General features: G+C 69.8%; 18 protein-coding genes. 7 read left to right on the forward strand and 11 right to left on the reverse strand.

Annotated elements, in window-relative coordinates; all coding sequences use genetic code 11:
• Window positions 1-57 precede the first annotated feature (57 nt).
• Entirely contained in the window at window positions 58-1,656 is a 1,599-nt protein-coding gene (locus HALOF300_RS12955; protein ID WP_156741355.1) for a hypothetical protein, read from the forward strand.
• Between the two features lie 24 nt (window positions 1,657-1,680).
• Here HALOF300_RS12955 and HALOF300_RS12960 read toward each other — a convergent pair whose 3' ends face one another.
• The 5 genes from HALOF300_RS12960 to HALOF300_RS12980 form a co-directional block, all read right to left on the reverse strand.
• Entirely contained in the window at window positions 1,681-2,316 is a 636-nt protein-coding gene (locus tag HALOF300_RS12960) for a hypothetical protein (protein ID WP_156741356.1), read from the reverse strand.
• A gap of 12 nt (window positions 2,317-2,328) precedes the next feature.
• Entirely contained in the window at window positions 2,329-3,306 is a 978-nt protein-coding gene (locus HALOF300_RS12965; protein ID WP_156741357.1) for a carbohydrate ABC transporter permease, read from the reverse strand.
• The gene (locus tag HALOF300_RS12970; RefSeq protein WP_156741358.1) at window positions 3,299-4,228 is read right to left on the reverse strand and encodes a carbohydrate ABC transporter permease; all 930 of its coding nucleotides are present in this window, start codon (window positions 4,226-4,228) and stop codon (window positions 3,299-3,301) included. Before HALOF300_RS12970 ends, HALOF300_RS12965 begins: the two co-directional genes overlap by 8 nt.
• 26 nt (window positions 4,229-4,254) lie before the next feature.
• On the reverse strand, window positions 4,255-5,532 hold the full coding sequence (locus HALOF300_RS12975) for an extracellular solute-binding protein (RefSeq protein ID WP_197522529.1): 1,278 nt from the start codon (window positions 5,530-5,532) through the stop codon (window positions 4,255-4,257).
• 352 nt (window positions 5,533-5,884) lie between these two features.
• Entirely contained in the window at window positions 5,885-6,994 is a 1,110-nt protein-coding gene (locus tag HALOF300_RS12980) for a substrate-binding domain-containing protein (protein WP_156741360.1), read from the reverse strand.
• 185 nt (window positions 6,995-7,179) lie between these two features.
• Between HALOF300_RS12980 and HALOF300_RS12985 the strand changes: the two genes are divergently transcribed.
• The 3 genes from HALOF300_RS12985 to HALOF300_RS12995 all read left to right on the forward strand — a co-directional run bounded on the left by HALOF300_RS12985 (window position 7,180) and on the right by HALOF300_RS12995 (window position 9,546).
• Window positions 7,180-8,202 carry a hydroxyacid dehydrogenase gene (locus HALOF300_RS12985; RefSeq protein WP_156741361.1) on the forward strand — a complete coding sequence of 341 codons (1,023 nt, stop codon included), beginning with the start codon at window positions 7,180-7,182 and terminating at the stop codon, window positions 8,200-8,202.
• Window positions 8,199-9,068, forward strand: coding sequence for a sugar phosphate isomerase/epimerase family protein (locus HALOF300_RS12990; protein ID WP_156741362.1), 870 nt, complete (start codon window positions 8,199-8,201; stop codon window positions 9,066-9,068). Before HALOF300_RS12985 ends, HALOF300_RS12990 begins: the two co-directional genes overlap by 4 nt.
• Before the next feature lie 91 nt (window positions 9,069-9,159).
• On the forward strand, window positions 9,160-9,546 hold the full coding sequence (locus HALOF300_RS12995; RefSeq protein WP_156741363.1) for a DUF1304 domain-containing protein: 387 nt from the start codon (window positions 9,160-9,162) through the stop codon (window positions 9,544-9,546).
• 40 nt (window positions 9,547-9,586) lie between these two features.
• Here the strand turns inward: HALOF300_RS12995 and HALOF300_RS13000 are convergent, their stop codons facing one another.
• Together HALOF300_RS13000 and HALOF300_RS13005 are read right to left on the reverse strand one after the other, a co-directional pair.
• On the reverse strand, window positions 9,587-10,054 hold the full coding sequence (locus HALOF300_RS13000) for a GNAT family acetyltransferase (RefSeq protein WP_156741364.1): 468 nt from the start codon (window positions 10,052-10,054) through the stop codon (window positions 9,587-9,589).
• 5 nt (window positions 10,055-10,059) lie between these two features.
• Window positions 10,060-11,184, reverse strand: a complete 1,125-nt coding sequence (locus HALOF300_RS13005; RefSeq protein ID WP_154792971.1) for a GuaB3 family IMP dehydrogenase-related protein — start codon at window positions 11,182-11,184, stop codon at window positions 10,060-10,062.
• Window positions 11,185-11,326: 142 nt separating this feature from the next.
• Here HALOF300_RS13005 and HALOF300_RS13010 point away from each other — a divergent pair, with 142 nt between their 5' ends.
• Window positions 11,327-12,088 (forward strand): exonuclease domain-containing protein, encoded by a 762-nt coding sequence (locus HALOF300_RS13010; RefSeq protein ID WP_156741365.1) that lies wholly within the window; start codon window positions 11,327-11,329, stop codon window positions 12,086-12,088.
• 3 nt (window positions 12,089-12,091) lie between these two features.
• Here HALOF300_RS13010 and guaB read toward each other — a convergent pair whose 3' ends face one another.
• Window positions 12,092-13,618, reverse strand: a complete 1,527-nt coding sequence (gene guaB / locus HALOF300_RS13015) for an IMP dehydrogenase (protein ID WP_156741366.1) — start codon at window positions 13,616-13,618, stop codon at window positions 12,092-12,094.
• A gap of 9 nt (window positions 13,619-13,627) precedes the next feature.
• Entirely contained in the window at window positions 13,628-14,851 is a 1,224-nt protein-coding gene (locus HALOF300_RS27535) for a MerR family transcriptional regulator (RefSeq protein ID WP_156741367.1), read from the reverse strand.
• On the opposite strand from HALOF300_RS27535, the gene HALOF300_RS13025 reads away from it, so the two are divergent.
• A complete protein-coding gene (locus tag HALOF300_RS13025; protein ID WP_156741368.1) occupies window positions 14,817-15,110 on the forward strand; it encodes a WhiB family transcriptional regulator in 294 nt (97 codons plus the stop codon). The two genes, HALOF300_RS27535 and HALOF300_RS13025, sit on opposite strands and share 35 nt — an antisense overlap.
• Window positions 15,111-15,204: 94 nt before the next feature.
• Here the strand turns inward: HALOF300_RS13025 and groES are convergent, their stop codons facing one another.
• Together groES and HALOF300_RS27540 are read right to left on the reverse strand one after the other, a co-directional pair.
• Window positions 15,205-15,501, reverse strand: a complete 297-nt coding sequence (gene groES / locus HALOF300_RS13030; protein WP_154792965.1) for a co-chaperone GroES — start codon at window positions 15,499-15,501, stop codon at window positions 15,205-15,207.
• A gap of 237 nt (window positions 15,502-15,738) precedes the next feature.
• A complete protein-coding gene (locus HALOF300_RS27540) occupies window positions 15,739-17,109 on the reverse strand; it encodes a PrsW family intramembrane metalloprotease (RefSeq protein ID WP_156741369.1) in 1,371 nt (456 codons plus the stop codon).
• 85 nt (window positions 17,110-17,194) lie between these two features.
• Here HALOF300_RS27540 and HALOF300_RS13040 point away from each other — a divergent pair, with 85 nt between their 5' ends.
• Window positions 17,195-18,391 carry a class I SAM-dependent methyltransferase gene (locus HALOF300_RS13040; protein WP_156741370.1) on the forward strand — a complete coding sequence of 399 codons (1,197 nt, stop codon included), beginning with the start codon at window positions 17,195-17,197 and terminating at the stop codon, window positions 18,389-18,391.
• The last annotated feature ends 20 nt before the right edge of the window (window positions 18,392-18,411 follow it).

Raw genomic sequence — 18,411 nt, forward strand, 5'->3', positions numbered from 1 at the left:
GCCCGCCAGGGTCTGCAATCATCGGCAGTCACGGTCCGGACACGAAGGGGACGACTGATGGGTGACCTGTTCGCCTGGTGGCTCGGCGGCGGAGACTGGTACGACCTGCAGCAACGGCGCCGCATCGATGACCTGGAGGTCGCGCACCATGCCTCCCAGTCCGCGATGCGGCGTCAGATGCAGCGCACGACGACAGATCTCGCGACGCGCGTGGACCAGTTGGAGAACGCCCTGGTGGCCGTCGTCGACCTCGAGGACACCCGTGAACAGTTGACCGAGCACGCGGACGCCGCGGCGACCCGGCGGTTCGCTCGGGAGGTCGTCGCGACGATCCCGGCTCTCCGTAGCGGCGGCGCGGACCGCGTGCCCGGGGACCCGCCGCCGGATGTGCCTGGATACTGGCTCCATCCGGCCAGCCGGGCGCTCGCCGCAGAGCTCGATCCCGGCGCGGGCGACCCCGAGGGCCTGCTCGCTGAGGCCCGCCGTCGGGACACCTTCCAGACGGACCAGACCATCGTCTGTCTTGCGGCCATGACCGGCCGACCCGAGCGTGCGTACCCGCTGCTTCCCAGCATGTATCCGTCGACCGATCAGGTGACCGACGACGAGCTCCTGATCTGGCGTGCGGTGGCATCCGGACGGTTCGGCGTGCCGGCCTGCGCGGGCCTGGTCGATGCTCTGCGACAGGTCGTCCGGGTCGACGAAGCTCTCGTGGGTCGGATCGAAGAGATCGCCATCGGCGCTCGGCGCGACAGCGGGCCGGCGGCCGTCGACGCGGGCCGCGCCCTCGAGCAGCTCCACGGCTGGGTCGAATCGATCGTGACCGCGCCGCCGACGCAGGCACCGGGCGAGTCGGCGTCCACCGACGATGCCCTGGCCGACCAGTTGGCCCTGCTGATCACGAGGGGCGCGCCCGGGGAGGAGGCCATCCTGCGCAGAATGGTCCAGATCCGCAGCGCGCTCGCAGCGATCGGGGTCTCCGATGGCCCGGCCCTACCGCCGACACCCGATCACACGACCGTCGGCTCGGTCCGTCAGACGGTTCTCGGCGACCTCGATGTGCAGCCGAGCGGTCCGAAGTGGAGGCTCCAGATGCTCGGCGGAGACGGGGCCGACCCGAACGCCCCACCGAACCCCGAGCATCGGCGCGTTGCGCTACGGGTGGTCGCGCCCGCCGTCGAGCAGCTCGCCCGCCGCCTCGTGGGTCAGACCAGGACGGCACCTCCCGAGAGCGCCGACGTGCGCGTCGGGCACGGCGTCACGGTCACGGTGACGCCGACCGGGCCGACGTCCTCGACCTGGCAGAAGCAGGTCATGACGACCCCGCCACGGCCGGCCTGGCGTCGGCCGACCGGGATCGGGCTCGGCGTGGTCGCGATCGCGTTGGTCCTGCTCGGGCTGCAGAGCACCGGCTGGATCGCCCTCGCCGTGATCGCTGCCATCGGTGCCGGCACGGTCCTTCTCCAGGACCGGCAGGAGGCAGCGAGGTCGAGCACCGAGGCCCAGTCGCAGCGCCAGCGCGCCGAGCGTCAGATCCAGGACGCACAGGAACAGCTGCGCAAGGCGTCCGAGGACTCGGCGGCCGCCGCCGTCGCAGGGGACACCCTGCAGCAGGGCATCGTCACCTGGCTCGAGCGGCTCGACTCACCGCACTGAGCTGGGACAGCGCCCTCCTGCACGTCAGGCCGGTGAGAGGTTCCAGTTGTCCGGGTCGTGGTTGGCGTCGACCTCCGCGCGGCGCTCGGCCGCGGTGGTGGTCGGTCCCCAGATCTTGCTGAGTGCCCAGGCGGGGAGGCTGAGTCCGCACGCGATCGTGATCGGTGGCAGCGCCCAGACCGGGGTCATGGCGAGCACGACCGGGACCGTCAGGAGGGTGCGGATCGGCGCGGTGAACACCAGGCGTCCGGCCTCGGTGATGACGGCGGCGCGGTCGGTGTCGAGGCTGACGGTGGCAGCGGCCCGGATGTAGGCGCCGATCAGGGCACCCACCATCCAGTAGACCGGGACGAGCACGCCGACGAAGAAGACCCGGGTACCGCCCTCGAACGCCGTGACCATGAGCCAGGTCGTCGCGGCACCGAGGATGACGTAGGCCCACCAGGCCAGTGAGACGGGCAGGTCACGGCCCGTCGTGCGGCGGATCTGAGCGAACACGACACGCCCGGAGACGTCGCCGTGTTCGTCCAGATCCGCCATCACGCGGGCGTTCCCTGCGAACGCGGGGATGACCGCGGCCACGCTCACCACCCCCAACAGCCCTGCCCAGTTAGCCGCGATCAGCGCCGCCGGGACCCGTAGGAACCTGTTCAGATCCATCGCCGACGCCCTCTACTTGAGCCCGGATCCGACGAATCCGTTCACGAACTGCTTCTGGAAGAAGAAGAACATGACGATCATCGGGACGGCGGCCATCGTGGTGCCCGCCATCAGCAGGTTGAACTCCGTGCCCGCCTCCTGCCGGAACACCGAAAGCCCGAGCTGGATCGTGCGTAGGTTCGTGCTGGAGGTCACCAACAACGGCCAGAGGAAGTTGTTCCACCCGGCCTCGAACGCCAGCAGCGCCACCGTGAGCATCCCGGGCCGGATCAGCGGTGCCATGATCTGCACGAACGTGCGCGCCTCGGAGGCGCCATCGATGCGTGCCGCCTCCATCAGCTCGGTCGGCGTGGAGATGAAGAACTGCCGGAACAGGAAGATGTTGAACGGCGAGACCAACCCCGGGATCAACAGCGCCCACCAGGTGTCGTACCAGCCGGTGCCGCCCTGCCCGAAGAGGTCGTTGCCGCCGGCGAACGGCACGAACCGGATCATCAGGAACTCAGGGATGACGATCGCGTAGAACGGGATCATCATCGAGGCCAGGATGAATCCGAAGATCACCGACGACCCCTTGAACCGGATCTTGGCCAGCGCGTAGCCCGCCATCGACCCGAACACCAGGTTCGAGATCGTGTGCACCACGGCGATGATGAAGCTGTTGCGCGCATAGATCCCGAACGGGGCACGCTCCAGCGCCACCGTGAAGTTCTCCCAGTGCCATTCCGCGGGCCACATCGGCATATCCGACGAGAAGATCTCCGGCGAGGATCGCACCGACGTCAGGAACATCCAGACGAATGGCAGCGCCATCACGAACGACACCACGATCAGCAGGACGGTCAATGCCACCCGCGAGATCCGTCGCTTCGTGCTCGCCGAACGCTTGTTGGCCTGCTTCGCAGTTCGAGCCGCAGCCTTGCGCTCGGCGGCGCCCTGTTCGGTGCCCGCCGACGCATCGAGGGTCCCGGGGAATACGGTGTCAGTCATCTTTACCACCCGTGATACGTCGCGAGAAGATCGTCAGGACGACCAGCACAATCAACAGCACCACGGACTGAGCTGTCGCCAGACCCATCCGGAACTGCTGGAACGCCGTCTGATAGATCTGATACGTGATGACCGTCGTCGAGTTCGCCGGACCACCGTTCGTCAGGTTGTAGATCAGGTCGAACGTCTGGAAGTTCCCGACGATGGACGTCACCAGGATGAAGAACGTCACCGGCTTGAGCATCGGTATCGTGATCCGGAAGAACTTCTGCACGGCCGACGCACCGTCGATGTCGGCGGCCTCGTACAACTGCTGGTCGATCCCCTGCAACGATGCCAGATAGATCATCATCTTCAGGCCGATGCCCTGCCAGATCGTCACAAGGATGACCGACGGCAATGCCTGCGACGGACTGGCCAGGAACGCCTGGTTCGGCACCCCGAAGAAGCCGAGCACGATGTTGAACAAGCCGTTCCCGCCCGGCGAGTAGATCCACAACCAGATCATCGCGATCGCGACGGTCGCCGTGACGTGCGGCAGGAACACGGCGGTCCGGAAGATCGAGTTTCCCCGAAGGCCCTGGTTCAGCATCACGGCCAACGCCAGCGAGATCAGGATCGAGATCGGGATCCCGACGATCGCCATGATGAAGTTGTTGCCCAGCGCCTTCCAGAACACCGGGTCGTTCGCGAGGGTCACATAGTTGTCGAACCCGAGGAACTCCGGCGGGTTCAGCATGTCGTAGTTCGTGAAGCTCAGAATGATCGACACAAGGACAGGCAGGCCCGTCCACAGAGCGATCTGAACCGTCGCCGGGGCGGCGAACAGCAAACCCCAACGCCCCTGCCGCTGGGTCAACGTGGGCGTTCGACGTCGCCGGGTCGTGGACAGGGTCTGCCTGTCGACCGTGTTTGTACTCATCGACTGTTCCTGACGAGCTATCCGGCTCAGACGCGCGAGAGCGCGTCCTGGGAGGCCGCCGCGAGGGCGTCGATGGCCTGCTGCGCCGTCTTCTGTCCGGTGACGGCCGCCTCGAGCTCGGGAGCGACCAGGCCACGGATCTCCATCCAGGCAGGGCTGCCGCCCTCGAACGCCGTGGCGTAGTCGAAGTTGTCGATCGTGTACTGCGCCATGAGGTTGTCGGTCACGACCGGGTCCTCGATGTCGGTCCGGGCAGGCACCTTGCCACTCTCGGTGACCGCGGTCAGCAGCGGCCCGGCTTCGAGCATGTAGCTCATGAGCTCCTGGACCTTCTCCGGGTTCGCGCTGCGGGCAGACATGGTCAACAGGGTGCCACCGGTCCACATCACCGGGTCGCCGCCGGCCTCCGCGGAGGGCAGCAGGAACATGCCCATCGCGTCCTCGGTCACCATGTCCGGGCTCTGCTCCGTGAACGACGGCCACAGGCTCGAGTTGAGCAGATCGACGGCCGCCTGGCCCTGCTGCCAGGGACGGGGCTGTCCCTCGGCGCCCTTGATGTCGAAGTTCGCGGTGCCGTCGGCGACGAGGTCGAGCATGTACTGCAGCGCCGCGACCCCGGTGCCGTCGGTGAAGGTCACCTCGGTGCCGTCGTCGTTGAACAGCCGCCCGCCGAAGCAGCCGAGGAGGTGGCTCCAGGTCTGGCGGATGTTCGAGGAGAACAGGTCGATGCCCACGCCTCCGTCCGGCGTGACCTCCTTGAGCGCCTCGCGCAGATCGTCCAGGTTGGTGGGGATGTCGGCGATGCCCGCCGCGTCGAACATCTCCCGGTTGTAGATGCAGATGCGACCGTCGACGAAGAACGGCAGTGCGTGCAACGTGCCCTCGTAACGGCACTGGGCGAGCAGGTTCTCGTTGACCGGGAGCCCGTCCAGCAGAGACTCCGGCAGTTCGGTCAGGACGCCCTTGTGGGCGAACGGCTCCACCCAGCCGGCCCCGGGCATGATCATGTCGGCGACCAGGCCACCGGCCACCGAGGTGGACAGCTTCTCGTTCAGCTTCGTCCAGTCCGTGTAGTCGACCTTGTAGGTGAATTCACTGCCCTCGAAGAAGCCGTCGAGGATGCCGCCCTCGAACGCCGCCTTGCCCGTGGTGCCCGCGAACTCGGGCGTGAGGATCGAGATCTCGCCGCCGCCACCACCGCCGTTGCCGCCACCACCGCTGCCGCCGCCGGAGCAGGCCGCGAGGGCGAGCGCGGAGATGGACACACCGGATGCGGCCAGGAAGTCTCGTCTGCGAAGCGTCATTGCTTTGTCCTTTCGGATCTGGGGTGGGCGCTCTGACCCAACCCCTGTGAGTGGTGAACCGCTGGCACCTGTCGTGCCGACGTGCCGCCGGGGAGCTGCGGATCTCACGTGTGCGGAGGTCTGTGTACTTGTGGGGTCCGAGTCCGACGATGGACGCGGGTGGGCTTCAGTCGTGACGCTAGCCACGCCGTGGGCGCGGACCCGCCTTGTTGCCGTTTGTTGCCTCAGTCTGCTCATTACTGAACATCTCTGCTCACGCATGTTCAGTGCTGAGCATGCTACATCACATCGGTGCGACCCGTGCCGAAGCGGCCGCTGCGTTCACCGCCACGGCAGGACGGCACCGCGAGGGTCAGACCCGCGCCGTCGAGGCACGCTCGTTCAGCGCCGGAGTGAGGATGACTCGGCGGACGGGCAGGTCGGATCCGCCGGGCGCGAGCCTGGAGAGCATCAGTTCCACGGCGTACCGCCCGATCATCGCCTTCGGTGGGCTCATGGCGGTGATCGCGGGCGAGGCGAGGTTCGCCACCTCATCGTTGTAGCTGATCACGGAGAGGTCGTCGGGCACCCGGACGCCCACTTCGGCGCAGCGGCCGACGAGCTCGAGGGCGTCGTCGTCCGGGTGCACGAGGACCGCGGTGGCGGCGCCGGCCCGCATCCGCTCGATGAACTCGTCCAGAGCCGCCCGCCAGCCGGGGTCGGAGTACACCCTGATCGTGGCGTCGGGCGTGCCGTCGATCGGCAGCCCGAGTTCTTCGCAGGCCGCACGCCAGCCCCGCCGCAGCTGGCCCGCGGTGACCGAGTCGGAGACCATGAGCGCGACCCTCCGGTGCCCGCGGGCGTGCAGATAGCGCATGGCCAGCACCGCACCGAGTTCATGGTCGGTCGAGACAGCCTCGATCGGCTGGGAGTGTGGCCCGACCTCGAGCTGCCGTTCCGCCAGCGTCACCGGCACCCCGAGCGACGCCAGCCACCCCCCCAGATCCGGCTCGGCAACCCGCGGGTCCGGAGCCAGGATCAGTCCGTCCACGTGGGTGCTCTCGAGCAGACCCTCGACGTCCTTGCGGTATTCGGCCGGCTCGTAGGTCGAGCCCCGTAGCGCGATGGTCGCACCGCGCTCATCGGCCGCGGCCGTCGCGCCCCTGGCAATCTCCGGCCAGTAGTTGTGACGCAGGGTCGGCACCACCATGCCGAGCACGAGGCCCCGGCCCGTCTGTCGGGCCGGCCCCAGGCGGGCGTCCGCCGCGACCCGCACCTGCCGCACCCCGCCGCGGACCCGGTGCGCGTGGCCCTCGTGCGCGAGCAGCCCCACGTCGCGGCGCACCGTCACGGCGGTGACGCCGAGCGTCGCGGCGAGCGCGTCGATTCGATGCGTCGCACCGTCCTGGAGCACCGCCAGGAGTCGCTCCCGCCGATCTTCGGGCAGAAGGGCGCGCGGACCGCCCGCTGACTCGTCGTCCATCTTCGGTACTCCAGTCCCACGAGCGGTGGCAGATCCGTGCCACCGCACGAGCCGGTGATCAGTCCGCTACCATGCGGATCGTCATGTAACGTTCATGATCGTACTTGATCTAATCGAGCCAGGCCCACGCACACCTCCCGATGATGGGATGCGCTCACTCACCCGACGATGGGATACGAGGAACCATGTCACCGCGCCACCGGCCCAAGGCCCTGCTCGTGATGCAGGACCGGGTCTTCCCGGAGCAGTTCGGCCCCGCCGAGCTCGAGCGCCTGCGCACGCTGGCCGACCTCGGTCCGGACCCGACTCCCGTGTCGGAACTCGACTCGCCCGCAGCACGGGCCCGCCTCGCCGACGCCGAGGTGCTGATCACGTCGTGGGGCTGCCCGCGGCTGGACCGCGATCGCCTGGCCGCCGCGCCGCACCTGCAGGCGGTCTTCCACTGCGCCGGCACGGTGCGATCCCTCGTCTCCGACGAACTCTGGGCTCGTGGGATCCGTGTGACGACGGCTGCCGAGGAGAACGCGGAGCCCGTCGCGCAGTTCACCTTCGCGGCGATCGTGTTCGCCGGCAAGAAGGCCCCGTTCCTTGCGCAGGCCGCCCGCAGCCACCGCGAGGACTGGGCCTACAAGCACCGCAGTCGCGCCCAACTCGGCAACGTCGACCGCACGATCGGCTTGATCGGGTTCTCCCGTATCGGTGCGCGAGTGGCGCAGCGGCTGCTCAGCCTGCAGGTCCAGACGCTCGTCTATGACCCGTTCGTCGACGCGGATCGGATCGCGGCGGCCGGGGCGCGACGCGTTGAGCTGGAGGAACTGCTGACCAGTTCGGACGTCGTGAGCGTGCACGCCCCACAGTTGCCGAGCACGCACCACATGCTCGCGGCCCCCCAGCTCGCCCTGATGCGCGACGGCGCCACCCTGATCAACACCTCACGAGGCTCCCTGGTCGACACCACTGCGCTCGAGGCGGAGTGCGCCTCGGGACGGCTCGACGCGATCCTCGATGTGACCGATCCCGAGCCGTTGCCGGCTGGGTCCATCCTCTACGACCTCCCGAACGTGATGATCACGCCCCACATCGCCGGATCGCTGGGGGCCGAGACCCGGATGATGAGTCGCCGCGCACTCACCGAGCTGGCGCTGTACACGGAGGGCCTGCCCGCCGAGGAAGAGGTCACGTCCGAGGCGATGGGGGTGATGGCGTGAGCGGTCGGCCCTGGCGCCTCGGTGCGTCCACGCTCGGCGCCCCGGGTGACGATCTCGCGGCCGTGATCGACGTGCTCACCCGCCACGACGTCGACGTGGTCGAGCTGCGCGCGGCCCCGGACGCTCTGGTCCACATCGGTCTGACCACGGCCGAGCGGACCCGGATCCGTGCGGAACTGGAGGCCGCCGGCATCGAGGTCCTCGCGGTGGCAAGCGGCATCCGCGCGGGTGCAGACACCGACGACGAGTCTGTGGTCGCCGCCCTCATCGCCCATCTGCACCTGGCCGCGGATCTCGGGTCCGGCTTCCTCCGGGTGTTCCCGGGCGCCCCGGCCCACCCGGCCGGCAAGGACGAGTTGCCGCGGCTGCTCGAGGACACCGCCACAGCCGACGCCAGGATCGTTCGACGGCTGGCGGCAGCGCTCCCGGTCGCGACCGACCTCGGTGTTCGGCCGTTGCTCGAGACACACGACTCCCACCCGCGTGGCGTCGACCTCGCCAGGGCGCTCGATCTCCTCGGCGCCGCGGACCCGGACCACCGGGTCGGCGTCATCTGGGACGCGCTGCACCCGTGGCGCGTCGGCGAACACCCGGCCGACACCGCGGCCGCGCTGCTCCCCCACCTGCGCGACGGCCGCGGCTACGTCCAGATCAAGGACACCGTCAGTGCCGCCGACACCACGCCCGTCCTGCAGGGGACGGGCGTCGTCCCCATGGACGAGGTCCTCGAGTTGCTGGCTGAGGGTGGCTACCACGGCCCGGTCTCCCTTGAGTGGGAACGCACCTGGTACCCGCAGGTCGAGCCGCTCGACGAGGCACTCGGCGCGGCAGCCGCAGCGGTGGCGAGCTGGCGGGTTCGCACCTGATCGCACCGCGTGTCGGCGCGGGTCACCACGGCGCGCCTGCGAGGCTACGCTGTATCGGCGATCGGCGCCGGAAGGCAGGGACGGGATCCTCATGCTGGTGCTCGCGCAGGTACTCGCCGGGCTGGCCGCCCTGGTCCACGTCTACATCTTCGTGCTCGAGTCGTTCGCATGGAACACCCCGCGTGGACGCGCCACGTTCGCAACCACACCCGAGCAGGCCGCCTCGTCCGCGGACCTCGCCTACAACCAGGGCTTCTACAACCTCTTCCTCGCCGTGATGAGCGCGACCGGCATCGGGCTGCTCGCCCTCGGCGTCACCGGCCCCGGCGCCGCCCTGGTCTACGCCGGCGCGGGCTCGATGGCGCTGGCCGCCGTCGTCCTGGTCACCCGCAACCGGGCCATGGCCCGCGCCGCGGCCGTGCAGGGCGTCGCCCCGCTGCTCGCCGTCGTCGCGCTCACTGTGGCCCTGGTCGGCTGACGCCCGCCCGACGGCGCAGCGCCGGCCGAGCGGTCGGGCGTCAGTCCTGTGGTCGGTCCGCCGGTTCCTCGAGCCAACGTCCGAGCACCCGGGTGCTCTGATCGGCGTAGCCGAGGGCCTCGTAGAACCCGTTGACGTCGTTGCCCTCCCGGACCATCAGCTGCACCTTCCGCGCCCCCTCGCCGAGCAGCCACGCCTCCGCGGCGACCATCAGGCGGCGGCCGTGGCCAAGCGCTCGCTGTGCCGGGTCGACGGCCAGGTAGTAGACCCAGCCCCGGTGCCCGTCGAGCCCGACCATGACCGTGCCGGCCACGCCGTCGGGCGTCTCGAGCACCAGCACGGTCGACGTCCCACCCGCCCGCGCCTGGGCCAGATCCGTCCCCGGATCGTTCCACGGCCGGGTCAGCCCACACGAGCGCCACAGTTCGATGATGCGCGCGTAGTCCGCGTCGAGCGCCTCCCGGACCTCCGGCTGCGCAGCGTCTGCCGACGGCTCCGACGCGCTCACCGGGGTCAGCGTGGGCTGTACGGGGAGACGACGACCTCGACACGCTGGAACTCCTTGAGGTCGGAGTAGCCCGTGGTCGCCATCGCCCGGCGGAGCGCGCCGAACAGGTTCAGGGTGCCGTCTGCCCTGGTGCCGGGTCCGAGCAGGATCTCCTCCAGGGTCCCGACGGTGCCGACCCGGACCCGCTCGCCACGAGGCAGGTGCGGGTGGTGGGCCTCGGGACCCCAGTGCCAGCCGCGGCCGGGCGCCTCGCTCGCCCGTGCCAATGCCGCCCCGAGCATCACGGCGTCGGCGCCGCAGCCGATCGCCTTGACGAGGTCGCCGCTGCGGCCCACCCCACCGTCGGCGATCACGTGCACGTACCGACCGCCGGACTCGTCGAGATAGTCCCGACGGGCAGCGGCGACGTCCGCGACCGCACTGGCCATCGGCGCGTGGATGCCGAGGGTCTGCCGGGTGGTGTGCGCGGCTCCGCCCCCGAAGCCGACGAGCACGCCTGCGGCACCGGTGCGCATCAGGTGCAGCGCGGCCGTGTAGGTCGATGCGCCGCCGACGACGACGGGCACGTCCAGCTCGTAGATGAATCGCTTGAGGTTCAGTGGCTCCGCGTTGCCGGAGACGTGTTCGGCAGAGACGGTGGTGCCCCGGATCACGAACAGGTCGACGCCGGCGTCGACGACCGTGCGCCAGTGCTCCTGGGTGCGCTGCGGGGAGAGCGCGCCGGCGACGGTGACTCCCGCCGCACGGATCTCCTTGAGCCGGCCGGTGATCAGCTCGGGGATGATCGGCGCCGAGTACAACTCCTGCATCCGCCCGGTCGCTCCGTCCACAGGCAGTTCCGCGATCTCGGCGAGCAACGGCTCCGGGTCCTCATACCTGGTCCACAGGCCCTCCAGGTCGAGCACTCCGACCCCGCCGAGTTGCCCGAGCCCGATCGCCGTCGCCGGGCTCATGACGGAGTCCATCGGCGCCGCGAGCACCGGGAGCTCGACCTGATAGGCGTCGATCTGCCAGGAGACCGAGACCTCCTCCGGGTCACGGGTGCGCCGGGACGGCACCACCGCGATGTCGTCGAAGGAATAGGCACGGCGTCCCCGCTTGCCTCGGCCGATCTCGATCTCGTTGCTCACACCCAGCAGGCTACTCGTTCCGGACGGCTGCCCTCCGCCGGACGCGAGGCCACCCGGGCACTCCAGAGTCTCTCGTGCGAGCCTCGTCGACGATGTCGGCGGGCCGTGGCAGTCTCGTCATCAGATCGCGAGGAGCACATCGATGACCACGAAGCCGACGGACCCAGCGCCCACCATGCGCGAGCGCACGTGGATCGACGGGCCGTTCCTCGGCTTCGACACCGAGACCACCGGCGTAAACCCCTTCAAGGACCGGATCGTCAGCGCCGCGCTGGTCGGTCGCGGACCGTGTGGCACCGAGCAGCGCACGTGGCTCATCGATCCAGGGGTGGAGATTCCCGAGGAGGCGGCGGCGATCCATGGGATCTCCACGGCGTACGCGCACGCTCACGGCATGGCTCCCGCGGCGGCGCTGGCGCAGATCTCGGCCGAGCTCGTCGCCGCGTTCCGACACGGGGTGCCTGTGGTGGCCTTCAACGCTTCGTTCGACCTGACCATCATCGAGCGGGAGCTCGAACGGCACGGCATGGCGACGATCGGAGAGCGCCTGGGCAGTCCGCTCGCCCCGGTCCTCGACCCGCTCGTGCTGGACCGCGGGCTCGAGCGGCATCGTCTCGGCAAACGCAAGCTCGTCGACCTCTGCGGGCACTACGGCGTCCAGGAGCAGGGCGAACTGCACACCGCCGACGTCGACGTGGCCGCCACCCTGGACGTGCTCGCGGAGCAGGCCCGGCGCCACCCCGAGCTGGCGACCCGCACCCTCCCGGAGCTGCAACGCTGGCAGACCGAGCAGCACCGGTCCTGGGCCGAGGACTTCAACGCCGACCGCGCCGGGCGGGGTCTGCAGGGTGCGATCACCGTGGAGTGGCCGTTGTGTACCGTCCCGGAGACCCTTTCGGCCTGAGGGTCAGTTACTGGTGTAGTAGTTCGGTGCCTCGGCAACCATCTGCACGTCGTGCGGGTGCGACTCCTTCAGCCCGGCGGACGTGATCCGCACGAACTTCCCTCGTGCCTGCAGCTCGGGGATGGTGCGGGCGCCGACGTAGAACATCGACTGGTGCAGCCCACCGGTCAGCTGGTGCGCCACCTGAGCGAGCGGGCCGCGGTAGGGCACCTGACCCTCGATGCCCTCGGTGATGACGTCATCGTCGGAGACATCACCCTGGAAGTAGCGGTCTTTGGAGAAGGACCGCCGGTCCCCGCGGGACTGCATCGCACCGAGAGACGCCATTCCCCGGTAGCGCTTGTACTGCTTGCCGTTCACGAACACCAGGTCGCCCGGGGACTCGTCACAGCCGGCGAGCAGCCCACCGATCATCACGCTGTCCGCCCCGGCGACCAATGCCTTGGCGATGTCCCCGGAGAACTGCAGACCGCCGTCGCCGATCACCGGGACCCCGGCCGGCTTGCACGCGAGGGAGGCCTGATAGATGGCCGTCACCTGCGGCACACCGACACCGGCGACCACCCGGGTGGTGCAGATCGAGCCCGGGCCGACGCCGACCTTCACGGCGTCGACGCCCGCATCGACGAGCGCCTGGGCGCCCTCCCTGGTGGCGACGTTGCCGCCGATCACCTGGACGTGTGCGGTGGCCGGGTCCGACTTGAGTCTGCGGACCATGTCCAGCATGAGGCGGGCGTGCCCGTTCGCGGTGTCCACCACGAGCACGTCCACACCTGCCTCGACCAGCGCGAGGACCCGCTCCCAGGCGTCCCCGAAGAACCCGACCGCGGCGCCGACCATCAGGCGGCCCTCCGCGTCCTTGGTGGCGAGCGGGTACTGCTCGGACTTGACGAAGTCCTTCACGGTGATCAGGCCCTGCAACACCCCGTCGTCATCGACCAGCGGCAGCTTCTCGATCTTGTGCTTGCCGAGCAGGGCGACCGCGTCGTCGGAGGAGATCCCGACGTGTCCGGTGACCAGGGGCATCGGCGTCATCGCCTCGCGCACCGGGGTGCCGGCGAACGCGGCCGACTCGACGAAGCGGATGTCCCGGTTCGTGATGATGCCGAGCAGCACTCCAGCTTCGTCCACGACCGGCAGACCGGAGATCCGGTACTTGCCACAGAGCGCGTCCATCTCCGCGAGGCTGGCGTTCGGCCCGATCGTGAGCGGGTTGGTGACCATGCCCGACTCGGACCGCTTGACCAGATCCACCTGGGCCGCCTGGGCCTCGATCGGCAGGTTGCGGTGCAGGATCCCGATTCCCCCCTGACGTGCCATGGCGATCGCCATCCGCGCTTCGGTGACGGTGTCCATGGCCGCGGAGACGAGCGGGATGGCCAGCTCGATCCCACGGGTCAGGCGGGTCCTGGTGACCGCATCGCTCGGGATGACATCCGTCTCTCCCGGCAGGAGGAGGACGTCGTCGTAGGTGAGGCCGACGAAGCCGAACGGGTCTGAGGCGGTGGATACGGCGAGAGGCTCAGTCACTCCACGAGTCTAACCGTCCTCCGCCTGCTTCCCGGTGTGAGGTGCCTCGCTCAGGAGGCTCTCGATCTCATGGACCGCGCCGGCCAGGGTGCGGGCCCGGTGCACGTCCGGGAGATCGGCTGTGGTGCGGCTGTGGGCGATCACGAAGACGTGCTCTCCCGAGGCGGTCACGTCGGCGGCGACCTCGCCCGCGCCGTCGGGTTCGCCCAGCAGCACGACCATGCGCATGCCGCGCTGGTGCACCACCGCGACCGCGTCGGCAACCGTCCGGGCGCGCGGTCGGACGACCCGGGTGGGCAGCCCGCGGTGGCTGAGCTCGCCGGCCAGGACGTGCGCCTCCACGTGCATGGCGGTCTCGGCGAGGATCAGCACATCACCGCTCGAGCCGCTCGTCGTGCTTCCGAACTCGCGCACCGCGGCCAGCATCGCCGCGCGCAGCACGAACTCGGGATCGTGTCCGGGCCGGTCGGCGTGGTCGCGTCCGGCCAGGAGTTGGAGGGCCGGCAGAACGAGGGTGCGCCACGCACCGAGGATGGAGGTTCCGAACGCTGCCCTGCGGACCAGGCGCCGTACCCGGCCCTCGTCGGACTCGACGGCGGCGGCCGCGAGGGAGAGCGGGTCGACGATCTCGATGGTCGGGCCGTCGTCCAGGTCCGAGCCCGGTGGCCGGTCCGCATCCGACGAGACCCGCCGCCCCTGCGGGCCGTTGCCGTCCCGCGCCCCGATCGAATCGACCGCGGACAACCCGCCACGGGTGGCGAGACGTGCGGCGTCCGCTGGGGCCATCCCTTCCAGGGTCAGCCGCCGCATGGTCTCAAGCCGGCTGATGTCGCTGGCGTTGTATCGCCGGTGACTGCCCGCGGTGTGCCCGGACGGGCCCAGTCCGTAGCGACGGTCCCAGGTCCGCAACGTCGGAGCGGCTACGCCCAACCTGGCCGCGACCGCGGCGACCGTCAGACGGATGCCGTCGTCAGCACTCCGAGCGTCGGTTCGTGAACGGGCCGCCACCACCGGCACTCCCTCCTCTGACTCGGCCGTGGATCGGCCGCTGCCTCGAGGGTAAGCGGACGGATGCGATCGAACAACTTTTGGCACGCGTACTGAATCAGTTCTGGAAGGGTCTTGAATAACTTCTGAACCGCTTGTAGGTTGGGCCGCACGACGTGAACGATCAAACGAATCGACGGAAGGACACACCGTGGCTGAACTATCGCGACTTCCCGGACCAGTCATGGATCTCTGGGAGTGGCAGTACGAGGGGGCCTGCCGGGAGGTCGGAACCGAACAGTTCTTCCATCCCGAGGGCGAGCGAGGCTCCTCGAGGCGTCGCCGGGATGCGGACGCAAAGGCGGTCTGTGCCGCGTGCCCCGTGATCCGGCAGTGCCGCGAACACGCCCTGCGCGTACGCGAACCGTACGGCGTCTGGGGCGGCCTCTCCGAGGACGACCGCGCCGTCATCCTGGCCAACGAGCAGGTGCCCGCCGCGAGCTGACGCAACCGCCGGCGGCTCGCCCCCGGCCGCACCCCACGCACGACGAAGGCTCGGCCCCCGAGGGGGCCGAGCCTTCGTCTGCGTCAGGCGCGAGTCACTTCTCGACGACTGCGAGGATGTCGCGCGCGGACAGGATGAGGAACTCCTCGCCCGCGTACTTGACCTCGGTGCCGCCGTACTTGCTGTAGATCACCGTGTCACCAACGGCGACGTCCAGCGGGACGCGGTTGCCGTTGTCGTCGACGCGGCCCGGGCCGATGGCCAGGACCTCGCCCTCCTGGGGCTTCTCCTTGGCGGTGTCCGGGATGACAAGACCGGACGCGGTGGTCTGCTCGGCCTCGAGCGTCTTGACGACGATCCGGTCCTCGAGCGGCTTGATGGAGACCGACACTGCGGACCTCCCCTTCGCGTGAGTGTGTTGAACAGGACAGAGTCTCCCGCAGCCCCTGGCCGAGTCCGCCGTCGCGGGGGTCGGACGCCACCTGAGCCTGCATGGGGAACGCTGCACCTTGCGGTGCAGCCTTCGTGTCAAAATCTAGGCGTCGATTAGCACTCGGTCAAGGTGAGTGCTAAGCCGTGAGCGCAATCGCTGGACGATCTCGATGTGTCCGGGCGCGTTCAGGCCCGCTCACGCACCGACGGCGGCCCTGAACTGGGCGCGCGAACGCCCGACGTCCTCGAGGAGTGCGAGCTCGTCCTGGCGGGCGCGGATCCCGGTGTGGCCGGTGTACAGGTCCTGTCGCGCGTACGCGAGTGCGACTGCCGCGCGCTGGAACTCCTTCATGGCCCTGGCGCCGGTCGGCCCACCGCGGGACGCCCAGTCCCGGGCCTGCTTGCGGGCCCGGAGCGAGGAGAGCATGTCCACCTCGTGCGGGGCGATCCACCCGGACGGGACGTAGTCCGAGAGCCGCGACCGCAGGACCTGGATCTCCTTGCGGCGCAGCCAGACGACGATGAAGGCCCAGACCGCCAGCGGCAACCAGTTCACGAACACCACCAGGATGACCAGGGCGCCGATGCCCCCTCCGAGGAAGGTCGCCAGGCCGTTCCACAGGCCGTGCAGGAGCGCCGCGGCCAGATATCCGAGCGGCATCATCCACAGCCAGGCCGCCTTGTTGCGGCTCCGGGAGGCGAGGCCGAGGGCGAGACCCATGCAGGAGGTGTAGATGAGGTGCCCGAACGGCGAGACCAGTCCCCGGATGATGAACGTGCCGGTGACGGTCTCCTCGTAGACCGCGAAGTACTGGATGTTCTCCACGAACGCGAACGCGGCTGCGATCACGGACGCATAGACGATCCCGTCCACCGGGCCGTTGAACTGGCGCCGACGGAGCAGGAAGATCAGCAGCAGGCCGAGGCCCTTCCAGAACTCCTCCACCACCGGCGCGCCGAGGATCGCACTAGCCGCGTCCGGCTCGAGTCCCGTACCGAGCGCGTCCGCGAGCGCCGGGCCGACGACGGAGTTCAGGAGACTCGACATGAACACGGCGACCCCACCGCCCCACACGAACGCGACGATGAGCAGCAGGCGCGGCTCGGGTTCCCAGCGGTCCACGAGCAGGACCGCGCTGCCGACGATCAGCAACGGGATCAGCGCGAGCACGAATGCCTGGAAGGTCGACCCACCGCCGAACGAGAGCGCGAACAGTGCGACGACGATCAGGAGGGCCAACGTGCCGACCGAGAGCAGGACCACCTCCGCCGCGATCCGCCGCCGGCGCATCGGCGCCGGCGGGCGCACCGGCATGAACTGGCTCTGCGGCATCGGGGCGTACTGGGCCGCGGGTGCGGCCACGGCCGGCTGCGCGGGTGCGGCGCCATAGCCATAGCCCTGCTGCCCGTAGACCTGCTGCCCGTGGAAGTGCTGCGGTTGCCCGTGGAACTGCTGCTGGCCCGGATGCGGCTGCTGGTGCCCCTGAGCGGCACCGAACGGCTGCTGACCCTGCGGGTGCTGCTGCGGATGCCCCTGCCCGGGCGGCGGGAACTGTTGATTGCTCACGCGCCCTCACCGTAGTGGCTCCCCGTCGCGTCCGCGCCCGGACGCGCGGGGAGAACTGCCCGGCCATCGGTGGCAGGATCGAGCCGTGGACGCCCGCCAACTGAGCCTGTTGCTCTCGCCCGACGGGTGGGCTCTGCTCTCCCAACTGCCTCGCTACGACGAGGAGCAGGCATTGCGACTGTCAGAGGGCCTGCGTGCCCGCGGCCTCGACCCCGACCTGGTCGCTGCGGCACTGACGCAGAGCCGGTTGCGGGCGCGCGCCGAGTCGAAGTTCGGCGAGTTCGCCCGGGACATGCTGTTCACCCCCGACGGCCTCGAGCAGGCGACCCGGCTCCCCGTGGCCGCGCTGCACGCCGCCCGGTACGCCCGCGCGGGCTCGGTGCGGGTGGCCGACCTCGGTTGCGGGCTGGGCGGCGACGCCATGGCGCTGGCCGGGCTGGGCGTGCAGGTCCTTGCCGTGGAGCAGGACGAGGCGACGGCGGCCCTCGCCACCGTGAACCTGCGCGCCTTCCCGGAGGCGACCGTGCGCCACGCCGATGCCATGTCGCTGGACCTGGCGGCCGAGCGGGTCGACGCACTGTTCGCCGACCCGGCCCGGCGCACCCGGCGCGGGAACCGGGTGTTCGACCCGAGCGCGTACTCCCCGGATCTCGACTCGTTGCTGGCGCTGCGCGAGCAGGTCGCCGACCTCGGCCTCAAGGTAGGACCCGGGATCCCCCATCACGCCCTCCCCTCGGCGACCCAGGCGCAGTGGGTCTCCGTGGATGGTTCCGTGGTGGAGGCCGGCCTCTGGTTCGGCAGACTCGCCCCGGAGGGATCGGGCCGCAGCGCCCTCCTGATCAGCGGCAAGGAGCAGCACCTGCTGTCCTGGCCCGGTGACGCGGACGCCCGCCCGGAGCAGGCCCCGGCCGGTGCGCTCGGTGCGTATCTGTACGAACCGGATGGCGCCGTGATCCGCGCCGGCCTGGTCGCCCGGGTCGCCGCCGATCTCGACGGGACGCTCGTGGACGAGTCGATCGCTTACGTCACCACACCGAGCCTGCGGACGACCCCGTTCGCGACGGGCTACCGCGTGCTGGACAGCTTCGACTTCGGGCTCAAGCGACTGCGGACCTACCTGCGCACCCGCGACGTGGGGCGACTGACCATCAAGAAGCGAGGCACCGCCGTCGTCCCCGAGCAGTTGCGGCAGCAACTGGGGCTGAAGGGGACGCGAGAGGCGACCATCGTGCTGACCAGGCTGCGCGGCAAGCAGAGCGTGCTCGTGGTCGAGCCCGTCTGAGTCCGTCCGGCCGGTGAGCC

The organism is Occultella aeris, assembly GCF_902703175.1.
Lineage (GTDB): Bacteria > Actinomycetota > Actinomycetes > Actinomycetales > Beutenbergiaceae > Occultella > Occultella aeris.

Bases quoted from the DNA above. Each gene is read 5' to 3' on its own strand.
- HALOF300_RS12955 (WP_156741355.1), top strand. From the start codon at position 58: ATGGGTGACCTGTTCGCCTGGTGGCTCGGCGGCGGAGACTGGTACGAC.
- HALOF300_RS12960 (WP_156741356.1), bottom strand. From the start codon at position 2,316: ATGGATCTGAACAGGTTCCTACGGGTCCCGGCGGCGCTGATCGCGGCT.
- HALOF300_RS12965 (WP_156741357.1), bottom strand. From the start codon at position 3,306: ATGACTGACACCGTATTCCCCGGGACCCTCGATGCGTCGGCGGGCACC.
- HALOF300_RS12970 (WP_156741358.1), bottom strand. From the start codon at position 4,228: ATGAGTACAAACACGGTCGACAGGCAGACCCTGTCCACGACCCGGCGA.
- HALOF300_RS12975 (WP_197522529.1), bottom strand. From the start codon at position 5,532: ATGACGCTTCGCAGACGAGACTTCCTGGCCGCATCCGGTGTGTCCATC.
- HALOF300_RS12980 (WP_156741360.1), bottom strand. From the start codon at position 6,994: ATGGACGACGAGTCAGCGGGCGGTCCGCGCGCCCTTCTGCCCGAAGAT.
- HALOF300_RS12985 (WP_156741361.1), top strand. From the start codon at position 7,180: ATGTCACCGCGCCACCGGCCCAAGGCCCTGCTCGTGATGCAGGACCGG.
- HALOF300_RS12995 (WP_156741363.1), top strand. From the start codon at position 9,160: ATGCTGGTGCTCGCGCAGGTACTCGCCGGGCTGGCCGCCCTGGTCCAC.
- HALOF300_RS13010 (WP_156741365.1), top strand. From the start codon at position 11,327: ATGACCACGAAGCCGACGGACCCAGCGCCCACCATGCGCGAGCGCACG.
- HALOF300_RS27535 (WP_156741367.1), bottom strand. From the start codon at position 14,851: ATGACTGGTCCGGGAAGTCGCGATAGTTCAGCCACGGTGTGTCCTTCC.